This window comes from Staphylococcus sp. SUC_1.2 (assembly GCF_026222585.1).
Window position 1 is genome coordinate 1 of the sequence record NZ_JANJPM010000062.1, and the last position, 4,294, is coordinate 4,294.

The following is a 4,294-nucleotide window of genomic DNA, read 5'->3' on the forward strand; positions in this document are numbered from 1 at the left end:
TTTTTAACATCATTTTTGGATAGTATGATGTTGCACCACGATGATGTCTGAATTTATCGAATTCAGTTTTAAGAATTGTTTCTACAATATCATTGACATGTCGTGAAATATTATTTGAGGGGCCATTGGTAGAGTAAGTTGAGTTATATTATAATCTTTATACATAAGGCCGCTCGTTAATTTAGTTTATTAGTGTTTATTAAATTATACGAAAGGTCCTTTTTTTTAAAAAGTATTTTGGCGAGACTCTTGAAGGAACAGAACAAGCTGAAGACTACAGGCTGAAGCTGTCCCCTAAGAAAGCGATCCAACAATATGAAGTATTGTAAATAAAGAAGCCAGTAAATGAATTTATAAAAAAATCATTTGCTGGCTATTTTGCTAGGAATTATGTCCTAGCCTCTTCTTTTAGTTATTTAATTGTTTATTTAAACATATTAACTTCAAGGAATAACTCAGTCAATTAATTTATATACATAATGACTAATCTAAAAGAAGTATTAGTTTAACTATTTATAGTTGTAATTAACCTAAAATAGATTTTAAAAAAAGTTGCCACTTATCAATAACTTTATTTTCATTAAAATTGTTAGCATGTTTTTTACAAGCCTTAGAAAATTCATTTCTCAAATTAACGTTATATAGTAGTTCTTTTACACAATGATATAATTTTTCTTTATCATTTTTATTAATTAAGAAACCATTTTCTTTATTTATAATTAGATCTGAAGGGCCATACTTTGAATCATAGCCAATAGGAGGAATACCTTTAGCTATTGTTTCTAATAGACCTAGATTGAATCCTTCCATTTTACTAGTTATTAAAGATAAATATGCAGTTTCTATTTCTTGATCTAAATCCTGAATAAAGCCACGTAAAAAAACATTATTTTCTAAATTTAAATTCTTAATTAAAGTTTCATATTTTTTCTGTTCATTACCAAAACCATATAGATGTAATTGAATACTAGGAAAATCTTTTACTAGTTTAGAGATAAGTTCAATTTGATGCTCTAATTGTTTTTCTGGAGAATATCGAGCTATAGAAATAATTTTATTTGAATCTGTTAAATTTTTGTTTTCATTATTAAAAGAACTATTTTCAGTATAACCTACTGGAATAGTATAAACAGGAATAACATTATTTATTCTAATAGATACATCGATTTTTTGTTGTTGAGTTGACACTATTATTCCAGAATATCTTGTTAAATTATTAAATAAAGGTTTATACGTATTTTTATTTCTGAATCATAAACGTTGTTAATGTTTTTAACATGAGTACTATGCAATATTGCTACAACTGGTATTTTAATGTTACATTTATTAAAAATAGGGGAGGTTTTAATGTTTTTATCACTTAAAAATAAGTCTCCAGATTCGTATAATGTTTCTATCGCAAATGATAATAATGAATTATTATCTTCAAAAAATTTAATTCCATCAGATGCATAATATATTATAGATTGTACTTTAGGAATTTTATCTTCTGGATTATAATATTTTTCAAATTTAACATTCTTACTAGGTGAATAATATTGTTCCATAACAACTTTCTGATTAGTTGTTAGAACTTTAGTACAACTTAAAAAACCTCTAGTATCATATAAATCTCTACGAATTTTACGTTGTTTTATATCAAAATAATTAATATAATCTAAAATATTATAATTTGAATCTACGAAATGAACGTACATTTTATACAATCCATTTTTATAAATTTTGATATCATTGGTATCTACAACGTATTTAAGAGTATAGTTACAATCATTTTCCCAATAGTTTATCCAATTAAAATATTTTTCTTTAACATTTAAACTGTCTTGAAGTACATCGTATAAACTAAAAACATCATTTTGATTGATTTTTAATAGTTGAGCGTGTAAATAAAGCCTTGGTGACCATGAAACAAATATCAATTTATTTGAAATTGAATTTTTTTTAAATAGATTTAATCTATTAATCATTGCTTTTTCTATACCAGTTAATTTACGACCTAAATTATTTCCTACTGAATATATCACTATTGGTCTCCTTTATTCTTAATATTTAGAGTGAAAAAGTGTCTCAATCGTTTTAACTGAAGGATAAGAAGTAAATATAATCGATTGTTTATCTCCTTTTATTATGCCACTTTTATATTTTCTTCCTATAATAATTTTGTTAGAGAATTTAAATAAATTGTCTTTATATGATTTAAGAATTGAATATAAATCATTAACTGTAAAACTTTGACGTTCTTTTATTGTGTGTCTACCAGTTAAATTGATAGCAACAGAATTAGATAAATCTAGTTTTTTTATTATAGAGTTTATATATTCATCTCTATGTAGCCCATTTTTGAATAAATACTTAGATAATTCATAAGTTGGAGAATACATAGGTGAATTCAACATATCTTTCATCAAATTATAAGTGCTTGTTTCTTTTCCCTCATAATATATATTATTATTAGTTGCCCAATTCCCTATAGTAACTGTTTCATTTTTTATATTATCATCTATACCTTTTAAGTAATTAAAAATTGGGCCTAAACCTTCAATAGTAGAAGAATTCTCAGAATTATATTGTTCAATAATTTTATAGTCATTATTATTAACAATAATATAACTACGACCATTTATAGATTGGCCATCAAACAATGAGCTGTTAGAGTTATCTTTTTGATAAGTAAGTTATTGGATAAATCTTTAGCAAGCTTAGGGAACTCAGTTCCTCCTGCAGAAGATTTTAATAATGTTATTGAATCATTATTACATAGATATAATAAATCTTGTTCCATCAAAAATCTATTAGAATACCAAGTTATATGTTTGTTTTTAACTCTAGTTACTACTCCTTTTAGATCGTCATCCATACATAAAATATAATCAGCATTACTATTTTCAAGTACATTAACAAGCTGTAAATGTAATTTTCTAGAATGTTTACCTAAATCACTAATTTTTCCAATTGCAATAATTTTATTCCCTTTAAAAAACTTGGTTTGAGTGTCAAAAGCTTTTATTGCATTTATCATAGCTGGTAATGAAGCATTATGTGTGTCATCAATTAAGTTAACACGAAACTTTGAAGTTTTTATTTCTTTTAAATTTAAAACTTTTTCAAATGGTTTAAATGTAATTAAGTTATCTAAAGCTTTTTGTAAAGGTATATTCAATTGAGTTAAAGCAGCAAAACTAGCTAGAGAATTTTCAACCATTCCATTACTTATTGAATTAATTCGATAAGTATATTCATTCCCCTCAAATTCGACAGTTATATCAGTGAATCCTTTATTATATTCAATAGATTTTGGATATATAGTTGCATTTGAATCTGAAGTGCTATATGTTATAACATTTTTAGTGTTTTCTTTAGCACGATTAATTAAAATATCAGAATGTAAAGTATCTTTGTTTATTATTGCAATACCATTAGAATCTAATCCATCAAAAATACTTGCTTTAACTTCTACTATATTTAAAATATCTTTAAAAGTAGACATATGAGCAGCGCCTATACCTGTAACAATAGCAATATTCGGTTTGATTAAATAAGAAGAGTTTCCTACAGCATTTAATGCATTTAATGAGACTTCTAAAACAGCAAAATTTGGTTGTCTAATTAATTTACATAGTAATAAATATACTGCTGAACGAATATTATTATTATATCTATTCTGTAATGGCATATAATCTTTTAAACCAGCGCTAATAAGCATTCTTGTAGAACTTTTACCCATTGATCCAGTGATTGCTATTACTGGATTTTTATATTGTATTCTCATTTTTTCAGCTAAGTTACTTAAGGTTTGTGCAGAATCTTTTACAACAAGTTGTGGAATTTTATAAGACATATTAGAAACGTAATGCTCGGTTATTATTAGTCCAAGATCTTCTTTATCTTTCCTAATATATTCATTTCCTTCTTTAGCATTTGGCGATCTTCCAAAACGGCGCCAAGTTTTTTTGTTTGGAGAGATATATGCTGTATTTTTATTATGTATAAAAGGAAACCAGTTTTCAAAGTTATTTATTATATTATTTTCTTTATTCTTTGCATCATATAATTCCCCCCCTAATATATCGTGTAATTCTTTAATTGTAAGTGGCATATGCTATTTACTCCTTTATTTATTAATATTTTGCATTCAATTGTAATTTACATATATATTATAGCACAACATAATATTAAAGAGCTTGATATATTTAACGCAATGTAAAAAACAAGTTACAATCTTCCTCGATTGTAACTTGTTTTCATTTATAAATTCTAATGTTATTTTCTATATTTTAGTCTTGCGAAAGCATCA

2 protein-coding genes and 2 pseudogenes are annotated in these 4,294 nt (G+C 25.2%); all 4 read right to left on the reverse strand.

What is annotated here, in order from left to right; genetic code table 11:
• A pseudogene (locus NR218_RS12435) lies at nucleotides 1-165 on the reverse strand (IS5/IS1182 family transposase); the annotation flags it as partial.
• Nucleotides 166-525: 360 nt separating this feature from the next.
• Nucleotides 526-2,024, reverse strand: a pseudogene (locus NR218_RS12750) (glycosyltransferase family 4 protein).
• Nucleotides 2,025-2,042: 18 nt separating this feature from the next.
• Nucleotides 2,043-2,642 (reverse strand): hypothetical protein, encoded by a 600-nt coding sequence (locus NR218_RS12450; protein ID WP_265883440.1) that lies wholly within the window; start codon nucleotides 2,640-2,642, stop codon nucleotides 2,043-2,045.
• Nucleotides 2,621-4,096 carry a Mur ligase family protein gene (locus NR218_RS12455; RefSeq protein WP_265883442.1) on the reverse strand — a complete coding sequence of 492 codons (1,476 nt, stop codon included), beginning with the start codon at nucleotides 4,094-4,096 and terminating at the stop codon, nucleotides 2,621-2,623. Before NR218_RS12455 ends, NR218_RS12450 begins: the two co-directional genes overlap by 22 nt.
• Nucleotides 4,097-4,294: the final 198 nt, after the last annotated feature.